The organism is Flagellimonas eckloniae (assembly GCF_001413955.1).
Classification (GTDB): Bacteria; Bacteroidota; Bacteroidia; order Flavobacteriales; family Flavobacteriaceae; genus Flagellimonas; species Flagellimonas eckloniae.
Genome location: NZ_LCTZ01000002.1, coordinates 684,812 through 705,471 on the forward strand (window position 1 = coordinate 684,812; position 20,660 = coordinate 705,471).

Consider the following 20,660-nt stretch of genomic DNA (forward strand, 5'->3'; position numbering starts at 1 on the left):
CATGCTAGAGATAAAAGTTGGAAGCATACTATTTGAAAAAAATCTTTTTTTTTCTGCACTGCTTATTTTTTTGATGAATAGCTGTATTGAACCTTTTGATACGGAATTTGTCGGCTTTGAAAGTGTTTTGGTAATTGAAGCCACCATTACCAATGAAACAAAGCAACAAAAAGTTTATTTGACCCGGACTTTTGAGTTTGAGGTCGATAACACTACAGCAGTTAGAAATGCAAGTGTTGAAGTGACCGATGATACCGGTAGTACCTTTACTTTTCTTGAATCCGAACCGGGTATCTATGTTTCGGTTGATACATTTTCGGCATTACCGGACAGAAACTATAAACTTTCCATTAGTACACAAGATGGAAAATCGTATGGTTCAAGTGAAATGCAATTAACACAGGCAACCCAACTGGATAACATTACGGCCAGAAGAATTACAAATGACGATGGTATTGACGGTATTGCAATTTTGGCGGACAGCTTTGATCCTACTGGTAGTTCTGTAAACTACCGCTATGATTACGAAGAAACCTATAAAATAATTGCTCCCAAATGGTCGGCGATAGATTTGGAAGGAGACCCAGCCGGAGGTTGTGGGCTTGTTAAAATAAGAAATGTACGGGATGAACAAATATGTTACAACACGGATTTTTCCAATGAAATTATATTGACCAACACAGGCGATTTAGCAGAAGATCGGGTAGCGGAATTTGTGGTTCGCTTTATCAATAGGGACAATTATATCATATCCCATCGATATTCAATTCTTGTTCGGCAATATATACAATCCAATGAAGCCTATATTTTTTATGATAATTTGAATCAATTTTCCCAGAGTGAAAGTCTTTTTTCGGAAACGCAACCTGGATTTCTAAAAGGCAATATTACATCTGATCAAGATGAAAACGAGAAGGTATTGGGCTTTTTTGATGTCTCATCCATTTCAGAGAAACGTATCTTTTTTGATTATACCGACTTTTATCCAAATGAGCCATTGCCTCCATATGTAGATCCTTGTAATAATAACTCGCCCCCCCTGGTAGATGCACTGGGAGGCTGTCTGCTTCGTCCAATATTTGAAGATAAATCAGCTCGGTATTGGGCAGATAATCCGACACCTGGACCACAAGAAGGCCCTTTTTTTATTGTTAATAGAGTCTGTGGTGATTGCACCTTATTGGGAAAAACAGAAATACCAAGTTTTTGGGTCGAATAACAGAGAAAAAATGGGAAAATTTAAAAACATAGCTAAAATAGTTTTCTTGATAGCAACAACTGTAGTTGCCCAAAGCGGTACGGATAAGCCCAATTTTTCTGAAGCGTTGGAAGTTATTCCCCAAGAAAGTGTTTATGTTCAGTACAACACAGGCTTATTGTTTGCGGGCGAATATTTAAAATACAAGTTGTATAATTTTAATAACGATACAAAAAAGATCAGTGGTTTAAGTAAGATAGCCTATGTGGCTCTTATTGGAAGGGATGGAACCGTAATTGTAAAACAAAAGATACGTTTGAATTTTGGTACCGGCTACGGAGATTTTTTTATACCAACATCAGTTTCTACGGGAAGTTATAAAATTGTGGGATACACGGAATGGATGAAGAATTTTGGAATAAAGCATTTTTTTCAATCCGATATCCATATCATCAACCCTTATCAAACCACACCGAAATCATACCTAAAACAGTCAATAGATTCTTCCCAATCAACCATTCATGAGATTGTGAATGCAAAACATAAAAATGGAATTACATCCTTGAGCCAAGGGAATTTGGTAAAAGTTGAGTTGAATAAAATGGATTTCAAAAAGCGTGAAAAAATAAGTGTTACTATTTCTACTTTAAACGAAATTGCTTCCGGGGGTACTTATGGGATTTCAGTTCGAAAGATTGATTCAATTTGTATGCCGATGTACGCCACCTCTAAAGATTTTTATGCTAATTTTCAGAATGGAAGTACTACAAAAATTCCATTGAAAGATTCAAACATCAATTTGCCCGAACTTAGGGGAGAGATCATTTCAGGAGTTATAAAAGAGAAAAGCTCAGGAAGTCCGGTCAAGAATCAAAAGATATCAATATCCTTACCGGGCAATAATTTTCTATTTAAGATTGCTACTTCTACTGATGAGGGAAAGTTTTGGTTTAACATTAGCGAGGAATATGCAAATATGAGGGCGGCCATCCAGGTACTGTCCGATGATTGGGAGAACTATGAGATTATTATTGATGGCCAACAAATTGATTACGATGGACTGAGTTTCAGTAATTTTTTCATTTCAAAGGAGATAGAGAATTTTATACTGAAAAGAAGTGTTCAGAATCAGATAGAAAATGTATATCGAGAAATTAAAACAGATTCTATCAAGCAAGCAAGTCATAAGGAACCTTTTTACAGGAAGTATACTACGGTATATAACTTAGATGATTTCACTCGGTTTAGTAGCCTACAAGAGACGATTATTGAAGTTGTAAATCAGGTCTCAATTAGAAAATTAAATAACAAAGACCGGGTTTTTGAAATTAGACCTGAAGAAGGACTTACAGATACCAACCTCCAGCCCATGGTTTTTGTAGATGGTCTTTTTATAAAAAGGCACGAAGATTTTATGGATTATAGTGCAAAAAAGATTAAGACCATAAGCTTTTCGCGGGGTAAGTACTTTTTAGGGACGCAACTATTCCAAGGTGTGATTTCTTTTGAAACAATAGAAGGTGATTTTTATAATGATTTTCATGCCCCATATATCATAGACGTAGACTTGTTTAAGCCACTACCCCAAAAAGAATATCATGCTCAAGACTATTCAGGGAATAAATTGCAAAAGCGAATACCAGATTTTAGATATCAATTACTTTGGGAGCCAAATCTAGATTTGTCAGATGAAGACAAAGAGCTTGTTTTTTATGCTTCTGATGTTGTAGGAGATTATGAGTTGATTCTAGAAGGGTTTACATCAATTGGAAAACCAGTATCCGTCAAAAAGAGTTTTGTTGTTAGATGAGATTAAATATCTTGATGAAAATGTTAACAAGACTTTCTTTTTAAAGGTTTATGCTCATAAAAGTATTTGGTAGCTCCGTCTTTGGGGTAGAGGCCACCACAATTGTTGTAGAGGTAAATGTAGACAAGGGAATAGGATATCATTTGGTCGGCCTTCCCGATAATGCCATAAAAGAAAGTAATTACCGTATTGCCGCGGCACTTCAAAATAACACTTGAGCGGAGTTTTATAAAAACTTGGTCAACTATTTTATCGGGTAAAAATACTTTTAAATTGATAAAAAAATCGCTCAATTAATCTTAAGTCTTCCGTTATAATCTCAACCGATCCAATCATTTCTTGTTTAAAATCAATTTCAATGTTATATGTGGTAATCAGTTTTTTGGGTAAGCTTACATCAATGAGATAGTTTCCATCAACATCAGTAACCATTGATATGTTTTTGATGTTTCCTTCCAAAACCCCAAACTCTGTATATGGGTAATTAGCTAATCTTATCTTTACATCTTGTCCTGGTTTTATTTTACCGGAGTTTTGGGCTGGAGCTTTTATTTTTCCAATGTAGTTTTGGTAGCCTTGAGGTATAATTGTAAAAACTAAATCTCCGGCATTTACAGTTTGGTTTTCATTATTAAAGTTTAATAATGAGACTTGTCCCGAAATCGAAGATTTTAAAGCGTAATGCAACTCCCAATTTTTAATACTTTTTTTAAGCTGATTATAAGATTGAATTGTTTTTTTTAACAAGCTACTTTCATCCCGAGTTTTTTTGAATTCGGTGTTTTTCAAACTGTTCCGTGAAGCATAAATAGTTTCACGCAGCTGGGAGATGGATGCCTCTATATTTTGGAAAGACCTCTGGGCTTGTAGATATTCCAGTTGTTTTTGATCTAGTTCTTGTGCGGATATCGCTCCTTTTTCAAACAATAGTTTAAACCGTTCAAAATCCTTTTGTTTAAGGTTGAGTTCGCTTTTATTCAAAGCCTGTTGAGATACTAGAATATTCAATCTTGTTTTCGCTTCTTGAATAGACAATTTGTTGGTTGAAGATTCATTGGAAAAAGGATCCAAGTCTTTGTTTAGAATGTATTCCGTGTAGCTCTGTTCAAATAAGGCATATTCCGATTCTAAGTCCCCCAAAAAGAGGATAGGAATCTGTTCTATTGGGAAGTAAAAATCTTTATAGTCAATTTTCAAAGTATCCACAATTTGCTTTAGTAAGAGCACATCTTCATAATTGGATGTATTTTCAATGATTCCCAAGAAAGTTCCTTTGGTAACAAAATCATTATTTTTGACCAAGATTGCTTCTAACTGACCACCGCTGGCCGCATATACTTTCTCTGGTGGTAGCGTTGTAGTGATTATTACTTCTGCTTGAATAGTATCTGGATATTTAATGAACCAAGACATTAACAATAATCCAATAAAAAGAATAAAAATTAAGGTATTGCCCCAGCGAATCATCCAATTGGGGACAAAACTTAAAATCTCTTGAACTTCTTCGCTACGTAATTCTATGTTATTCGGCATGTTTTAAAGAGGTGGAAATTTTCACTCCCACCTCGTATTTAACTTTGTTAGACATTTGCATAAATACAGTATCCAAGAGCTCCAGGATAATTTACTTTACAGGCTTTTGGAATTCCTAAATCAGGACAGTCCACAGCTTGATAACAGGGAGCACCAGGATAGCCTCCTTTTATTGATTTCTGTTCAGCTTTGTTAAGAATTTTTGAATTCTCAAGATTCGATAACTTTTTCATTATTAAAAATTTATATTAATAAATACCACGAACAGTTAACGACACTCATGGCTTGTGTCCATCCTTCGCGAAAAATATTTTAATTGCCCAGTTCCAATTGGTTTTTTACTAGGTTGTAGTAATTCTTTTGTTGTTTGGTCAATTCCTTATGAGTTCCTGCTTCTACAATCTTACCATCATCCAAAACCACAATTTGGTTGGCATTTTTCACTGTACTCAATCTATGGGCAATGACCACAACGGTCTTATTTTTAAAAAACTCATCGAGATTTTCCATGATTACTTTTTCATTATTTGCATCTAAGGCTGATGTAGCCTCATCAAAAAACAAGAATCTTGGATTTTTATATACGGCACGAGCAATTAAAAGACGTTGTTTTTGCCCTGTGCTGAGTCCACTGCCTTCCATTCCTATTTTGGTGTTGAACCCCAATGGTAATTCGTCTATGTAGGGTTTTATATTTGCAACCTTTACTGCATGTAATAATTTTTCTTCATCAATAAAATCAGTTCCAACAGCAATATTCTTTGCTATGGTATCATTAAAAATATATCCCTCTTGCATAACCACTCCACAGTGGGAGCGCCATGTTTTTTGAGAAATATTCTTAAGATTGTGATTGCCGATTGCTATTTCCCCTTTTTCTATATTGTAGAAGCCTAAAAGTAACTTCATAAGCGTTGTTTTGCCACTGCCACTTACTCCGACAATAGCAGTTACTTTGTTCGCAGGAATCACCAAATCCAATTTCTTTATAACAGGTTCTAACCCACCAGTATAACGAAATGAAACATTCCGTAAACTGAAATCAGAATCATCTGGAATATTTGTCACTTTTTTATCAGAAGCACTTTCCTCGTCTTTTTTATTATGAATTTCTCCCAGACGGTCTAAGGATATTTTGGCATCCTGTGCATCTCGCAGAAAACTAATTAATTGCATAACAGGTGCATTTAATTGACCAACTATGTAGGTGATGGCCATCATCATGCCCAGGGTAATTTCTCCATCGATTACCAACTTAGCAGCGACTACAGTAATCAATATATTTTTCAGTTCATTAATGAATGAGGAACCTACAGACTGTGTTTGTTCCAAAGCAAGGCTTTTAATGCCAACTTTAAATAACCTTGCTTGGACAAATTCCCAATTCCAACGCATTTGACGTTCTGCATTATGCAATTTAATTTCCTGCATTCCATTAATGAGTTCAATGACTTTACTTTGTTCCTGGCTTACTTCAGAGAAGCGTTTGTAATCCAATGTTTTTCGTCGCTTGAAAAAGAAAAGTACCCATCCAAAATACAGTACGCTTCCCAAAAGAAATATTCCAAAAATCTGCAAACTGTAATACCCGAGAACAACTCCGAAAATAACTAGGTTTACCATTGAAAATAATACGTTAAGGGAAGATGTTGTCAGTATTTTTTCTATTCGTTTATGATCATTTATACGTTGTAATAAATCCCCCGTCATTTTAGAGTCGAAAAATGAAATGGGAAGGTTCATGAGCTTAATAAAGAAATCAGAAATCAATGAAATGTTGATTCGAGTGCTCAAATGCAATAAAATCCATCCTCGTATGACTTCAAGCAAGGTTCTTCCCAAGAAAAGAAATAACTGAGCAAAGAGTATTAAAAAAATGAAATTAATATCTTGGTTTTGAATACCAACGTCCACAATGCTCTGTGTAAGAAAGGGAACTATTAATTGTAATAAACTGCCAGCTAAAAGCCCAATAGATAGTTGTACTATAAATTTTTTATATTTTAAAAGATAGCGTGAGACAAAGGCAAAATCAAATTTCGGGTCTTCCAAATCTTCCAAACTATCGTTATAAAATTTTGGAGTGGGTTCAAGAAGAAGTACAATGCCTTCGTCCGTTTCTTTTGTAGCATTATTTCCTATCCAAAACTTTAAAAACTCCTTTGTTGTATATTGAATTAGCCCATGTGCCGGGTCAGACACGTAGATTATATCCTTTTTAATTTTGTAGACTACTACAAAATGATTTTTGTTCCAATGTACTATGCACGGTAGCGTTGCTTCCAGAAATTTTGAGAAACTAACCCTAATGCCTATAGTGTGAAAACCTATTTGTTCTGCGGCTTCACTTAAACCTAATAGGCTACTTCCTTCCCGAGTTGTCTCTGCTAGATTGCGTAAGCTTTGGATATTGATGATTTTCCCATAATATTTGGATATGATTTTAAGACAAGTAGGGCCACAATCTTTTTGGTCTGCTTGTTTATAGTGTGGGAATTTTTTCATTTGGGATAATTAAAGCATCGACCCACTTTAAAACGGGTCGATACTTTGAGGTTTATTTTCTAGAAACAAAGACAAATAGGATTGCCATCTAGATAGCCTTCAAGTAGGCCACCACCATTTGGACCTGTTCCGCATTGATGTGGGCCTGTTCCACAACATTCCGGATGACCTCCTTGATAGCATTTAGCACCTCCAGTAATAGTTTTTTGCTCATTTCTGTTAAGCATTTTTACACCTTTTAAACTTGCTAACTTTTTCATGATAAATTAATTTAGAATTATACTTTCCTTGAACACTTAAGGACACTCAAGGTTTATGTCCTTTTTTGGAGAAAGTGAATTGTTCAATTCACAATTTTACTCACCAAAAGAGAGTGATCGGTAGTATTGTTATCTGTCCACCATTTCCAAATGTTCTATGTTTTCTAATACAGTATTGGAAAGTTCAGTTAGTTCTTCAATAAAATAAGAGAGGTACTCTCTTTCATATTCCTTGGGGTATTCTTTGCCGTTTACATATAGCGCGGGGGTAAAATTGATTTCATGGTCAAGACACCATTTTTTTTCCATTTCTAACACGTTCAAATGAGAGCCAATCTTTGGTGCTTCCCATTTTTCAATCCATTTCTCTAGATTTGCTTCTTCCGAATAGGCTTCTTGCATGGCACTTTTAAATTGTTCTATTTGAGGAGAATTATATAGTTCTAGAAGTCTTTGTGATATCTTTAAACCAAGATTGTCCTTTTCGGTATGTACACTAAAACGGATAATAATAGAGATGTCCTGAGCATGTTTATTTAAAATCTTTTCTAAATCAAAATGTGCTTTCTTGCAATAGTGGCATTGTGGATTAGTTACCAGAAGTATACTCAATGGGGCATTTCTATTACCTAAAATTATTTCCATCCCATCAATTTCATGAATATCCGTATCTATAGTTTTGTTCTTATTTAGAGCAGATGCAAACAAGTCAAAATTCCTTATGAATTTATAATGGGATATGTAGAGTTTATTTAGTTCCAAACTCCTATTAATAAAGGGCCTAATAAAACTCCAAGCAACGGAAACAAACAGAAAACTGATTAAAAGTGAAAGACTATCCGATAGCTCGAAATTTAGGTTTTGGAAGATATCCATATTAATAAACAAACTAAAGAATTGTAACCAAAGCACCCCGGTTATACCAACACATAATGGACACCATTTTTTAATTACCCTGGATTGATAGTAAATTGAGACTGGGGTAACTAGAATGGATAAAATACTTGGTACTGCTATAATTGATTGTGGTATGGAGTAAGATTGCGTTAAGAGCCAGTAAAGTGTAACTGAGACAAAATAGATTAGACATGCATCACTAAGTTTAACATATTTTGATATTGATGCTCCAGTAGAATTCAAAACAGCATCACAGCTTGAAGATTTATTCGAGCTACATAGCTTTTCTATAGTATTGGATTTATAACCCAAATCATGTTTTACAATAAGGACACTTATGGTCAAACCAATTAATGATAATATGAAGTGAATAGAATTGAAAAACGTAGGCTTCGTAAAAAAGAAAAGACCTATTACTATAATTGCTAAAAGATAATAAGGGATATTTTTTTTTGTGTAAGGACTACTTTCACCTATTTCATTGGAGTCTTTTTTTTCAATGGCTACTACAATACCACTCCAGATAGTCAAAAATTCACTTGTGGCAACATTCTTTTTATCCTTACTGTCAAATAAAAGCTCGATATGTTCTTCTTGTTTTTGGACAAGTATGTATTCTTGAGTTGAAGTGATTGACAAGAATATATCTGGAAGTTCTTTCAACGTTTCAATGTCCTTAGGTACTTCTAATGCAATATTCTCTATTCCAAGATGATTTAACAAACCTGTTACCGAATGCAGGCTGGGATATGAAGGGTGGCTCAGTAATTGAAGTTTTAACTCTTCAGAATTTATTGGATAATTTTGATTAACAAGAAACCTTTTTATTAGAAAATACAAAGCTAAATCCATCTAACATATACTGTTTTTAGGGTTGTTAGTTGTATTGGCTTTGAACTGAATTTGGTAGGCTTGGTATCTAAAGTAAAAGATACACTATTACAATACTAGACAAAACTGATAAAAGGCGAATACAAAAGTAGGAATAAGCTTACTTTTTTGATGAACGGCAAGTAACTCAGGAAAAATGCTCAATAAGTCTTTTTAACTTTTCTTTATTTCGTCTTGAAACCATTAATTTTTCATTATTGGTCAGTACAATAGCTTCTTTTTTACTAATTGATTTTATATAATTTATATTAATCAAAACTGATCTGTTAATTCTAAAAAATCCTTTATCAGACAACAACATGTCATAATATTTGATAGGTTGTGAAACATAGTGTTTTTGTCCAGTTAAATAAAAAAAAGTAAAATTTCCATCTGCTACACATTTTATTATCTCACTAGTCTTTACTGCAACATGTTCACCACCTTTAGGCAAAAATAGTTTGGCGTTAGGATTATAAAATGAATAAGAACCATTTTTGTTATTATTAAAATATTGATTATTGGACAATGTATGTTTTTGAACTTTTGAACCATTAGTTGGGTTTAGCATTAAAGAAATTAAAGACTTTACCGAAACCATGTTAATGTGTCTATTGAATTCACTGGTAAAACATATTTTGCAGTCAAAAACCCGAATTCTTTTTAAAACCTCAAATACGTCACCATCCTTAAGTAAAAAACTCATAAAAATAATATCAGGATTAATTTTTTTTATAAGACTTACTGCATGCTCAATGGTATCGGCATGTTCCAATACTTGTATAGAGGCGAAGGATTCTTCTAAACCCCTTCTTAATGAGTTAAAGGATTCTGACTCTTGTTCAATGATGAGAATCTTCATAAAGTAGGATAAATCTGATTAAAGGGCAAATAAAAATATTAAGTAATTTTGGGTTTTACATTGTTTTGTGAAATAATTATACTTTTATTGTCTTGATTTTTAGATAAAAATAAGAACACTCCATCTTCGTTTCTTACCTCAAAACATTTTGGACTTAAAAAAACTATATGCTCATAAAAGTATTTGGTAGCTCCGTCTTTGGGGTAGAGGCCACCACAATTGTTGTAGAGGTAAATGTAGACAAGGGAATAGGATATCATTTGGTCGGCCTTCCCGATAATGCCATAAAAGAAAGTAATTACCGTATTGCCGCGGCACTTCAAAATAATGGATATCGAATTCCCGGAAAGAAAATCACCATCAATATGGCTCCTGCCGATTTACGAAAGGAAGGTTCTGCTTATGATCTTACCTTAGCGTTGGGAATATTGGCCGCTTCCAATCAAATTAAATCAGAGGACATAGAAAAATACCTGATTATGGGAGAACTTTCCTTGGATGGAAGTCTTCAGCCAATAAAGGGAGCTCTGCCCATTGCCATAAAAGCCCAAGAGGAAGGTTTCAAAGGGTTCATTCTACCAAATCAAAATGCGAAAGAAGCGGCAATAGTTGGGGATTTAGAAGTTTATGGTGTAGAGAACATTGAAGAGGTGATAGCTTTTTTTGATTTAGGAAAGCCACTGGAAAGGACCCATGTGGATACTCGGGCTGAGTTTTATAAGAGGTTGGATTTTCCTGAATTTGATTTTTCTGATGTAAAAGGGCAAGAAAGTATAAAACGCTGTATGGAAATTGCAGCTGCAGGAGGCCATAATATTATCCTGATAGGACCTCCCGGAGCAGGGAAGACAATGCTTGCAAAACGACTGCCCTCAATTTTACCCCCAATGACTTTGAATGAAGCATTGGAAACGACCAAAATACATAGTGTGGTTGGCAAGGTGAAGAATATGGGATTAATGAGTCAAAGGCCTTTTCGCAATCCGCACCATACAATAAGCAGTGCTGCTCTTGTTGGCGGGGGCAGTTATCCCCAACCTGGCGAAATTTCCTTATCGCACAATGGGGTTCTTTTTTTAGACGAACTGCCAGAATTTGAACGTAGGGTTCTTGAAGTCATGCGTCAGCCCATGGAAGATAGGGAAGTGACCATTGCGAGAGCAAAATTTACAGTTACGTATCCAAGCAGCTTTATGTTGGTTGCGAGTATGAATCCAAGCCCTAGCGGTTATTTTAATGACAAAGATGCCCCGGTGAGCACATCTTCAATTGAAATGCAGCGTTATTTAGGAAAGATATCTGGCCCCTTGTTGGATAGGATTGATATACATATTGAAGTAACACCAGTGCCTTTTGAAAAATTATCTGATGATAATAAGGCTGAGAACAGTGTGACAATACGTAAACGGGTGACCAGGGCACGAGATATTCAAACAAAGCGATTCGCACAAATTGAAAATCTACATTACAATGCACAAATGAACACAAAACAGATTAGGGAGTTTTGTATGTTGAATGTTACATCAAAAGAATTATTGAAAAATGCGATGGAACGGCTTAATCTTTCGGCTAGGGCCTATGACCGGATTTTGAAAGTTTCAAGAACGATTGCCGATTTAGAAAGGGCTGATAATATTTCTGGAGACCATATTGCCGAGGCCATTCAATATAGAAGTTTGGATAGGGAAGGATGGTTGGGATAGCACAATCATTTAATTTTAAATTATTTTTTAAGTATTTCATCTTCAATTTCTTAAGTAAAAGAGAAAATTACTATCAAAATGTTTAAAAATAAGTTAATTCCTACATCAAATTGAACTTAAAGAGCTGTTTTAGAGTACTTTTGCGGCCGTTTTAAAAAAATACCCATGCAATGTGTAGAGTTAAACCCAGTTGGAAATTTTGATCCGTGGGAGCAAAAAATGATAGATGAATTGTTTCACCAAGAGATTTCACCATCTTTAGGTGGGCGATTGGTGTTTGAGAACGAGAGCGTCAAACTTTGGGACATTAAGCTAATTCCAGGCGAACGTATTCCATTCAGAAAACATTTCACAAATTTTAGTTGTGTATGTACTACTGGCGGCTTGACCCTCACTCGTTCTGGTAATGGCAAGATATCTATGGTAAAAATAAACCCTGGCGATACCGAATATTTTGAGTTCGAGGGAAAAAACCACATCTATGATTTGGAAAACATTGGTGAGGAATCTATTCTCATCAATATTTTGGAATACAAAAAAAACAACATCGGAAAACAGTTATTGTTTTCCGATTAAATCGCTTTAATATTGGATTTTAGACCGGTAATTATTCCCAAAATATTTTGCACAGTATCATCTAAGTAATACTTAATTGCCAAATGAGGAATTCTAACGGTGGTAAAGCCATTTTTAAAGGAATGCATAGCTTCTTCTAAATCACTGATGGCTTGTTCATGGGTTATCATGTTATAATCCTTGTCAATTTCAATATTGAGTTTTACTCTTGAAATAGCTACATCCACAGATTTTTTTCCATCCCACCATTCTAACATGGGATGGGCGCCGGCTTCTTTCAATGCATAAAACAGTTGAATGGCCTCAACAGGGGTGCCGTTGTCGAGAATAATTTTTTTGATAAGTCGAGTATGTCTCTCACAGAGTTCAACACCTAAAGAATCCATAGATTCTTTATGCTGTTTATACCCGATTGCTTTGTCACAATCCTTGCACGTCATAAGTATTGGTCAAGTTTAGGTCAATTATACGATTTGGGACTATTATAACTTTGACATTTTTAGAATCGTATAAAATGTCGATGTAAAACATCCTATTTTTAGACGAAATGCATTTTTTTAGATGAAATGCATTTTTTGTGGCAAAACACTTACCTTGACTAACCATAAAATAGATGCCTATGTTCAAAAAAATGGGACCAGGAGTACTGATAGCCGCGGCTTTTATAGGCCCCGGTACAATTGCAGCCTGCACTATAGCTGGGGTCACCTTTGGTTATACATTACTTTGGGCTTTACTGCTTTCCATTTTCGCCACTATTGTTTTACAGGAAATGGCAGCGCGTTTGGGAATCATTACCCAAAAAGGATTGGCCGATGTCATTAAATCCGAAATCACTTCAAAATGGATTAGAATTGCCGTAATCACAATTATCTTAGGGGCTATATTAGTTGGAAACGCCGCCTATGAAGCAGGAAATATTGGAGGTGCGACCTTAGGTATGGAAGCATTGTTTGGAAATACATATAAACAGTATTATCCGCTTATTGTGGGATTCTTTGCTTTTATACTACTTTGGATTGGTAATTATAAAATACTGGAACGAGCGTTTGTGGGATTGATTGCCTTAATGAGTATCTCCTTTATTGTAACGGCAGTTTTGACAAAGCCTAACCTAATAGAAGTTGCAAAAGGTCTTTTTGTTCCTTTACTGCCAAAGGATAGTTTGCTTACGGTTATCGCCTTGGTTGGAACAACTGTGGTTCCATATAATTTATTTCTACATGCTTCTTTGGTCAATGAGAAATGGAAGTCAAGAAGCGACCTTAAAGCAATACGTTGGGATACCATGATTTCAATTGGATTGGGAGGCTTGGTTTCTATGGCCATTGTTATTGCAGCGACTGCAATTCCAACTCAAGATGTAACTGGGGCAATGGATTTGGCAATGGGACTTCAACCCCTATTTGGTAATGCCGCAGTTTATTTTATGGGCATTGGGTTGTTCGCGGCTGGAATTACCTCTTCAATAACTGCGCCCTTAGCTGCAGCTTATGTAGCAAATAGCTGTTTTGGGTGGAATGCGGATATGAAGGATAGACGCTATAGAGTTGTTTGGGGTACAATACTCCTTTTGGGAGTTTTGTTCATGTCATTTAATATTAAGCCCATTGAAGTTATCAAATTCGCTCAGATTGCCAATGGCATATTACTACCGGTAATCGCAATACTTTTAATATGGATGGTAAATAAGACCAGTGTTATGGGGAAGTTCCGGAATACGCTGATTCAAAACATCTTTGGTTTCCTTATCATTATACTATCCTTAATTTTGGGTGCAAAAAGTATCTTTAAAGTAATTGGGTTGTTTTAAATGGAAAGCTGGTACATTGATATTAATTCTGATGTAGGTGAAGGAGTTGGCAACGAAACAAAGTTGTTCCCATATATTACTTCGTGCAATATTGCATGTGGGGGTCATGCAGGTGATGAAAATTCCATTAGACAGATACTAAAATTATCAAAAGTACATAAGGTCAAAATAGGAGCACACCCAAGCTATCCAGATAAGGAAAATTTTGGTCGAAAGACTATGGATATTTCCCCAGAAAAACTTCAAAAGAGCATTCAGGAACAACTGGATACCTTTGTTAAAATCGTAAAAGAAGAAGATGTCCATTTGCACCACATCAAACCTCATGGGGCACTTTACAATGATATAGCAAAGGACAGACAATTGGCAATCATTTTTTTAAAAGCCATAGAAAAGTATAAAGAGCAGGTATATCTGTATGCTCCCTATGCTTCGAAAATTGCAAAGGAAGCAGATAATCAAAATTTTAAAATAAAGTTTGAAGCCTTTGGAGATAGAAATTATAACCCTGATTTGAGTTTGGTGTCACGAACAAAAGAGAATGCTTCGATACAAGATCCTGAGGAAGTTTTGATGCATATAGTGCAAATAATAAAAACAAATACGGTAAATACGGTTTCAGGTCAAAGCCCAAAAATTCTTGCAGATACCTTATGTATCCATGGAGATACACCTTCGGCTTTGAAAATATTGATGTATCTTTCACAAGAATTGCCAAATCACCAAGTACAACCAAACAAGTGAATAAGTACCCCATTACCATAAAACCTTTTGGTGAAAACGCTGTTTTAATAGAATGGCCCAATAAGGTTGAAGAAGTAATTTTGGATGACATACTAAGATTCCAGGCATTTCTGCAGTTAGAAATTGAAAATGATTGGGAATTTATACCAGCCTATAATTCATTAACCCTTATCAATCTTAAAACTAAAATAGATTTTTCAACAATTGAAAAACAACTGTTGAAAATGCACAAAGATTCAGACAGTACTTCAAAGCGGCAAAACTACCTATGGAAGTTACCTGTTTGCTATGATTTGGAATTCGGCATAGACTTGGAAGAATTGTCGAAAGAGTTAAAGATGTCAATCGAGGAGCTTATAAAGATGCATTCTTCTCATGAATATATAGTCTATGGAATAGGTTTTTTACCAGGTTTCATGTATTTGGGAGGGTTGCCAAAAAGTTTGGAAACCCAGCGTAAAAGTGAACCTAGGCTAAAGGTTGAAAAAGGTGCAGTTGGATTGGCAGGAAAACAAACAGGCATTTATCCGCAAGAGTCTCCTGGTGGTTGGAACATAATTGGAAATTGTCCAATACCAGTATTCAATTTAAAATCAGAAGAACCCTGTTTTGTAAGTGTTGGAGATAAGATTAAGTTTGAAGCAATACCCCGCGCAGAATACGAGCTGCATAAGATTGAAGGGGAAGTAGGAATATATACGCCAGAAAAAATCGTTTTGAATGCTTAAAATATTAAAATCTGGTTTTTTTACTACCATTCAAGATGCTGGCCGATTCGGTTTCAGAAATAAAGGAGTTCCCATTTCCGGGGTGATGGATTCTATTTCCGTAGAAAGAATTAATACATTGCTTGAAAATGAATCTTCCGCAGCGGTACTCGAAATTACGATGACCGGGCCAACTTTGTTATTTGAGGAAAATACATATGTATGTTTGGCAGGAGCATTGATTTCACCAACATTGAACAACGAGCCTGTTGAAAATTATAAAGTATACAAAGTTTCTTCGGGGGATATCCTTTCCTATGGTAGACTTGAAAAAGGTTTTAGAAGTTATTTAGCGGTAAAAGGCGGACTGAAAACCGAAAAAATATTGGGGAGTTACTCGCAATATGTTCCATTAACCTCAAAAAAATGCATTTCGGAGAATGAAGAAATCCAGTATGAAGTTTGTAATTTATTTGAACCCAAGATATCAGAAGTAAAGATGGATACCTATTTAGATTTTGACTTTTTGGAGGTCCAAAGAGGACCAGAGTTCAATATTTTAACGGACAATCATTTGGAGGCACTTTTTTCCAAAGATTTTACAATCTCGAAAAAAAATAACCGAATGGCGTATCAATTGGATGAGAAAATTGAGGGCCATTCATATTCTATGTTGACCTCTGCCACTTTACCAGGAACTGTTCAACTTACACCAGCGGGCAAGTTGATTGTTTTAATGAAAGACGGTCAGACCACAGGTGGATACCCGAGAATCTTACAACTTTCCGAAACCTCAATTTGCGTTTTGGCACAGAAAAAATTTGGAGACTTCATCAATTTTAAACTTACTTAGAGACTTCAGATTTTAGGTACACTATTAATGAAATTTTCTAATTGGGTCAGAAGACACCTATCCAGCGCATACCTTTTATTCAATTCCAAAATTGATTTGTGACCCATAAGATAAGGTAATATTTCACTTCTCCACATGCCTAAAAAATGATTGAATATGATATTTTGTTTGACGTTAAATTGCTGACATACAGCAATATGGGTCAATATTATTTTAAATGAATTTAAACACAATAAATGTGTTAAAATTATTGGCCTTTTTAAACATTTATCTTTGAATATTGAAGTAAATCTAAAGAAATCCAAGATTTGAAATAATTCTATTAATGGAGCTGAACAAGTTTAGTAAAAATGTCACTCAAGACCCAACACAACCCGCGGCACAAGCAATGCTTTATGCCATTGGACTAAATGAGGAGGATCTTAAAAAACCGCTGATTGGAATTGGCAGTACGGGCTACGAGGGGAACCCCTGTAATATGCATTTGAATGATTTGGCTCAAGAAGTCAAATCAGGTACAAACAAGGGTGGATTGGTAGGTTTAGTGTTCAATACCATAGGCGTTAGTGATGGCATTTCAATGGGCACGTATGGAATGCGTTATTCACTTCCATCAAGAGATATTATTGCAGATTCCATGGAAACCGTTGTTCAGGCAATGAATTATGATGGATTGGTCACTGTTGTGGGATGTGATAAAAATATGCCCGGTGCACTTATGGCAATGATTCGTTTAAATAGACCCTCTGTCATGGTGTATGGAGGAACTATTGCTTCTGGCTGTTTCAAGGATAAAAAATTGGATATTGTTTCCGCTTTTGAAGCATGGGGTGAGAAAGTGGCTGGAACCATGGATGAGGATGATTACAAAGGTGTTATTCAAAATGCGTGTCCGGGTGCAGGAGCTTGTGGAGGTATGTACACGGCAAACACAATGGCATCAGCCATTGAAGCCTTGGGCATGGCAATGCCATACAATTCATCCAATCCTGCAATTGGAAAGGAAAAGCAAAAAGATGCTATAAACTCTGGTTTTGCATTAAGGCACTTGATTGAAAATGATATTAAACCAAGTGATATTATTACAAGAAAATCGTTTGAAAATGCAATTCGTTTGCTGACCCTTCTTGGTGGTTCTACGAATGCCGTTCTACACTTTTTGGCTATCGCCAAAGCTGCTGAAGTTGATTTTACAATTGATGATTTTCAGAAAATTAGCGATACCACACCATTTTTGGCCGATTTAAAGCCAAGTGGAAAATATTTGATGGAAGACCTTCATCGTGTGGGAGGAACCCCAGCGGTAATGAAGTTTATGTTGGAAAACGGAATGCTCCATGGCGATTGTCTTACGGTCACAGGAAAAACAATTGCTGAAAATCTAGCAGATCTCCCTGAACTTTCATCGGGTCAGGATGTGATAAAACCTATTGATGCCCCTATTAAAGAGACGGGCCACTTGCGTATTCTCTACGGGAATTTGGCAGAAGATGGAGCGGTTGCAAAGATTACAGGTAAAGAAGGATTGCATTTCTCAGGTCCTGCAAAAGTATATGACGATGAATTTTTGGCTAATGCCGGAATTGGAAGGGGAGAAGTAAGCAAAGGAGATGTTGTGGTTATTCGGTATGAAGGGCCAAAAGGAGGGCCGGGCATGCCGGAAATGCTTAAACCGACAGCTGCGATTATGGGAGCTGGCCTTGGAAAAGATGTCGCCTTGATTACCGACGGAAGATTTTCCGGAGGAACTCATGGGTTTGTTGTGGGACACGTTTGTCCGGAAGCGCAAGAAGGAGGGTTGATCGGTTTGTTGAAAGATGGTGACGTTATTACCATTGATGCAGAGAAGAACCAGATTTCAGTTGATCTAACCGATTCTGAAATAGCTGAAAGAAGAACAAACTGGAAACAACCCCCGTTAAAAGTTAAAAAAGGAAGTTTGTACAAATACGCCAAAACGGTTTCATCCGCCTCTCAGGGTTGTGTTACTGATTTGATTTAAAACAGTTGTTTTATGGAAACACTGAAAGAACAAAAAAAGGATGCCAAAAATTCAACCACACTCAAAATAAGTGGTGCAGAAGCAGTTATACATTGTTTATTGGCAGAGGGTGTGGACTTGATCTACGGATATCCCGGAGGGGCAATCATGCCAATATATGATGAGCTTTATAAATTCCAAGATAAATTAACCCACGTATTAACTAGACATGAACAAGGTGCAACACATGCTGCTCAGGGATATGCAAGGGTAAGCGGAAAAGTGGGTGTGGCCATGGCAACCTCAGGACCGGGTGCGACGAACTTGGTAACGGGATTGGCCGATGCCCAAATAGATTCAACTCCAATGGTTTGTATTACGGGTCAGGTACCAAGGCATTTATTGGGGTCGGATGCCTTTCAAGAAACTGATATTGTAGGAATATCCACTCCAGTAACCAAATGGAACTATCAAATTACCCATGCTGATGAGATTCCCGAAATTATGGCAAAAGCTTTTTATATAGCCAGATCAGGAAGACCAGGGCCGGTTTTGATAGATATTACCAAAAATGCCCAATTTGATGAGTTGGACTTTACATATGAAAAATGTTCAGGTGTTCGTAGTTATAAGCCAGTCCCTAAACCGGATATAAAGGCTATTGAAGCTGCGGCTGAACTTATCAATGTTGCCGAAAAACCCATGATTGTTTTTGGACAAGGTGTTATTTTGGGAGAAGCAGAAGAAGAATTGAAAGCATTTGTTGAGAAGACCGGAATTCCTGCCGCATGGACTATTTTAGGCCTATCCGCTATGGATACCAGTCATCCATTAAATGTAGGTATGGTGGGTATGCATGGGAACTACGGCCCAAATGTACTTACCAATGAATGCGATCTTCTAATTGCTATCGGAATGCGTTTTGATGATCGTGTTACCGGTAGTTTGGATACCTATGCCAAGCAAGCGAAGGTTATACATTTTGAAATTGACCCGGCTGAAATCAATAAAAATGTAAATGCAGATGTTGCTGTACTGGGTAACGCGAAACAAACGTTGGATTTGTTATTGCCCATGGTTCATAAAAATGAGCATAAAGAATGGAAGATTGAGTTTGACAAAAAGCATCAAATAGAGTTTGATACGGTTATAAAAAATGATATCACACCCACAAAAGAGGGTCTTACCATGGGTGAAGTTATTGAACAGATCAATATTGCGTCCGAGCACAAGGCAGTTATTGTAACGGATGTGGGGCAACACCAAATGATTGCCTGTAGATATGCCAAGTTCAAACAATCCAAAAGCAATATTACCTCTGGTGGATTGGGAACGATGGGATTTGCATTACCAGCTGCGATAGGTGCCAAGATGGGAGCAATGGACCGTGAAGTGGTGGCAATTATTGGAGATGGAGGGTATCAAATGACAATTCAAGAACTAGGGGTTATTTTTCAGCATAGCGTTCCTGTTAAAATAGTGGTTCTTAATAACGATCATTTAGGAATGGTACGTCAGTGGCAGGAACTTTTCTTTGAAAGTAGATATGCCTCCACGGTAATGGTAAACCCAGATTTTGTAAAGATTGCAGAAGGGTATCATATCAAATCAAAAAGGGTGTCCCAACGGTCAGAGCTTGAGGACACTGTTGCAGAAATGATGGCATCCAAAGACCCCTATTTTTTAGAAGTTAAGGTGGAAAAAGAAGATAATGTATTTCCCATGATTCCTTCTGGGGCATCAGTTTCTGATATCAGATTAAAATAATGGATCAGACCAAGATTTTAGATGCGCCAAGCATATATCCAGAATTACTTGCGAAATCGGAAGAGATTGGTTTTACCATGCCTTCGGATATGTACATCGGTACTTTGCTAAAAACATTGATTTCCTCCAAACCTGCTGGAAATTTTTTAGAGCTTGGAACTGGGATGAGTCTTTCACTTGTATGGATGCTGGAAGGAATGGATAAAAACTCCAAACTCATCAGTATAGACAATGATAAGGAACTCATTCAAATTGCTGAACATTTTTTTGGGGAAGAAAAAAGACTGGAATTGATATGCGAAGATGGCGAAAACTGGTTATCAGGATACAAGGGCGGAAAATTTGATTTGATTTTTGCAGATGCATGGCCTGGAAAGTATAGTTTTTTAGATCAAACATTGACTTTGATAAACGAAGGTGGATTTTATGTGATTGATGATATGAAAACTCAACCGAATTGGCCAGCGGGTCATGAAAATAATGTATCCGACTTGGTTGATATTCTGGAATCAAGGGAGGATTTTACAATTACAAAAATGGACTGGTCAACAGGAGTAATAGTTGCGGTTAAAATAAAATAG

18 protein-coding genes and 1 pseudogene are annotated in these 20,660 nt (G+C 36.3%); 12 read left to right on the plus strand and 7 right to left on the minus strand.

The features are described 5' to 3' along the window. Position 1 precedes the first annotated feature (1 nt). From AAY42_RS03015 to AAY42_RS17900, 3 genes and pseudogenes are all read left to right on the plus strand, one after another. Positions 2 to 1,219, plus strand: coding sequence for a DUF4249 domain-containing protein (locus AAY42_RS03015; RefSeq protein ID WP_055392521.1), 1,218 nt, complete (start codon positions 2 to 4; stop codon positions 1,217 to 1,219). Between the two features lie 10 nt (positions 1,220 to 1,229). Further along, entirely contained in the window at positions 1,230 to 3,008 is a 1,779-nt protein-coding gene (locus AAY42_RS03020) for a hypothetical protein (RefSeq protein ID WP_055392522.1), read from the plus strand. A gap of 50 nt (positions 3,009 to 3,058) precedes the next feature. Beyond that, a pseudogene (locus AAY42_RS17900) lies at positions 3,059 to 3,220 on the plus strand (magnesium chelatase domain-containing protein); the annotation flags it as partial. Positions 3,221 to 3,257: 37 nt separating this feature from the next. Here AAY42_RS17900 and AAY42_RS03025 read toward each other — a convergent pair. The 6 genes from AAY42_RS03025 to AAY42_RS03050 all read right to left on the minus strand — a co-directional run bounded on the left by AAY42_RS03025 (position 3,258) and on the right by AAY42_RS03050 (position 9,935). After that, positions 3,258 to 4,541, minus strand: coding sequence for an HlyD family secretion protein (locus AAY42_RS03025; protein ID WP_055392523.1), 1,284 nt, complete (start codon positions 4,539 to 4,541; stop codon positions 3,258 to 3,260). A 47-nt stretch (positions 4,542 to 4,588) separates the two neighbouring features. After that, complete coding sequence (locus AAY42_RS03030; RefSeq protein ID WP_055392524.1) at positions 4,589 to 4,774, minus strand: hypothetical protein; 186 nt, start codon at positions 4,772 to 4,774, stop codon at positions 4,589 to 4,591. 79 nt (positions 4,775 to 4,853) lie between these two features. Then, positions 4,854 to 7,046 (minus strand): peptidase domain-containing ABC transporter, encoded by a 2,193-nt coding sequence (locus tag AAY42_RS03035; protein ID WP_055392525.1) that lies wholly within the window; start codon positions 7,044 to 7,046, stop codon positions 4,854 to 4,856. A gap of 59 nt (positions 7,047 to 7,105) precedes the next feature. Further along, positions 7,106 to 7,306 (minus strand): hypothetical protein, encoded by a 201-nt coding sequence (locus AAY42_RS03040; protein WP_055392526.1) that lies wholly within the window; start codon positions 7,304 to 7,306, stop codon positions 7,106 to 7,108. 129 nt (positions 7,307 to 7,435) lie between these two features. Further along, positions 7,436 to 9,055, minus strand: a complete 1,620-nt coding sequence (locus AAY42_RS03045; protein WP_055392527.1) for a vitamin K epoxide reductase family protein — start codon at positions 9,053 to 9,055, stop codon at positions 7,436 to 7,438. Between the two features lie 166 nt (positions 9,056 to 9,221). Next, positions 9,222 to 9,935, minus strand: a complete 714-nt coding sequence (locus AAY42_RS03050) for a LytR/AlgR family response regulator transcription factor (protein ID WP_055392528.1) — start codon at positions 9,933 to 9,935, stop codon at positions 9,222 to 9,224. Positions 9,936 to 10,102: 167 nt separating this feature from the next. Here AAY42_RS03050 and AAY42_RS03055 point away from each other — a divergent pair, with 167 nt between their 5' ends. Both AAY42_RS03055 and AAY42_RS03060 read left to right on the plus strand, forming a co-directional pair. Beyond that, the gene (locus tag AAY42_RS03055; protein WP_055392529.1) at positions 10,103 to 11,638 is read left to right on the plus strand and encodes a YifB family Mg chelatase-like AAA ATPase; all 1,536 of its coding nucleotides are present in this window, start codon (positions 10,103 to 10,105) and stop codon (positions 11,636 to 11,638) included. 165 nt (positions 11,639 to 11,803) lie between these two features. Then, entirely contained in the window at positions 11,804 to 12,214 is a 411-nt protein-coding gene (locus AAY42_RS03060) for a hypothetical protein (RefSeq protein WP_055392530.1), read from the plus strand. Here AAY42_RS03060 and AAY42_RS03065 read toward each other — a convergent pair. Beyond that, complete coding sequence (locus AAY42_RS03065) at positions 12,211 to 12,654, minus strand: hypothetical protein (RefSeq protein WP_055392531.1); 444 nt, start codon at positions 12,652 to 12,654, stop codon at positions 12,211 to 12,213. The genes AAY42_RS03060 and AAY42_RS03065 overlap by 4 nt on opposite strands. A gap of 179 nt (positions 12,655 to 12,833) precedes the next feature. Here AAY42_RS03065 and AAY42_RS03070 point away from each other — a divergent pair, with 179 nt between their 5' ends. The 7 genes from AAY42_RS03070 (at position 12,834) to AAY42_RS03100 (ending at position 20,660) form a co-directional block, all read left to right on the plus strand. Next, on the plus strand, positions 12,834 to 14,027 hold the full coding sequence (locus tag AAY42_RS03070) for an Nramp family divalent metal transporter (protein WP_055392532.1): 1,194 nt from the start codon (positions 12,834 to 12,836) through the stop codon (positions 14,025 to 14,027). Beyond that, on the plus strand, positions 14,028 to 14,771 hold the full coding sequence (gene pxpA, locus AAY42_RS03075; protein WP_055392533.1) for a 5-oxoprolinase subunit PxpA: 744 nt from the start codon (positions 14,028 to 14,030) through the stop codon (positions 14,769 to 14,771). Then, positions 14,768 to 15,499, plus strand: coding sequence for a 5-oxoprolinase subunit PxpB (pxpB, locus tag AAY42_RS03080; protein ID WP_055392534.1), 732 nt, complete (start codon positions 14,768 to 14,770; stop codon positions 15,497 to 15,499). The genes pxpA and pxpB overlap by 4 nt, the downstream gene beginning before the upstream one ends. Then, positions 15,492 to 16,331 (plus strand): 5-oxoprolinase subunit C family protein, encoded by an 840-nt coding sequence (locus AAY42_RS03085; protein WP_055392535.1) that lies wholly within the window; start codon positions 15,492 to 15,494, stop codon positions 16,329 to 16,331. The genes pxpB and AAY42_RS03085 overlap by 8 nt, the downstream gene beginning before the upstream one ends. A 325-nt stretch (positions 16,332 to 16,656) precedes the next feature. Further along, positions 16,657 to 18,333, plus strand: a complete 1,677-nt coding sequence (gene ilvD, locus AAY42_RS03090; RefSeq protein ID WP_055392536.1) for a dihydroxy-acid dehydratase — start codon at positions 16,657 to 16,659, stop codon at positions 18,331 to 18,333. A gap of 12 nt (positions 18,334 to 18,345) precedes the next feature. Beyond that, the gene (gene ilvB / locus AAY42_RS03095; RefSeq protein ID WP_055392537.1) at positions 18,346 to 20,079 is read left to right on the plus strand and encodes a biosynthetic-type acetolactate synthase large subunit; all 1,734 of its coding nucleotides are present in this window, start codon (positions 18,346 to 18,348) and stop codon (positions 20,077 to 20,079) included. After that, positions 20,079 to 20,660 (plus strand): O-methyltransferase, encoded by a 582-nt coding sequence (locus AAY42_RS03100; protein ID WP_055392538.1) that lies wholly within the window; start codon positions 20,079 to 20,081, stop codon positions 20,658 to 20,660. Before ilvB ends, AAY42_RS03100 begins: the two co-directional genes overlap by 1 nt.